The 585-nt window shown below is 21.7% G+C and carries 1 pseudogene; it reads left to right on the top strand.

Annotated elements, in window-relative coordinates:
* Positions 1–459 (top strand): annotated as a pseudogene (locus tag AZI32_RS17480) (AAA family ATPase); the annotation flags it as partial.
* Between the last annotated feature and the right edge of the window lie 126 nt (positions 460–585).

Below are 585 nucleotides of genomic sequence, written 5' to 3'. Positions count from 1 at the left end.
AATATAGGTGCAAAAAGTATAAATAAACAACAAATAATTGGTTTTTCAGCTTCTGAAAATAAAAATGTAATTGATGAAAATTATAAAGCTATGAAAGAAAAAATTTTATCAGAAGTTAAGAATAGATTTAAACCAGAATTTATAAATAGGATTGATGATATAGTGGTTTTCCATAAATTAAATATAGATAATTTACATGAAATTTCTAAAATAATGCTTAGTAATTTAATAAGCAGATTAAATCAACTTAATATTAGCTTAGAAATTTCAGATGATGTTTTAAATCTTATATCTAAATATGGAATAGACTTAGAATATGGAGCTAGACCTTTAAAAAGGGCTATTCAAAAAGAAATAGAAGATGTATTAGCGGATATGATATTGAGTGAAGATATAAAAAAAGGAGATAATATAGTAGCTAAAGTTGTTGAAGAAAAAGTTATATTTGAAAATAAATGATTAAAAATGTAAAAAATTAATCTTAAAACTGCTTCTTTTATTGGAAATTACATTTAATTCTAAACTGATGATAAATGTAATTTCCGAGCTATGCATTTTATTAAAAACTATGATTTATAAGTATAC

This window comes from Clostridium sp. ATCC 25772, from assembly GCF_001573875.1.
Lineage (GTDB): Bacteria > Bacillota > Clostridia > Clostridiales > Clostridiaceae > Clostridium_J > Clostridium_J senegalense.
Note: the sequence above shows the minus strand (reverse complement) of the source record. Positions and strands in the feature narration are given on the sequence as shown.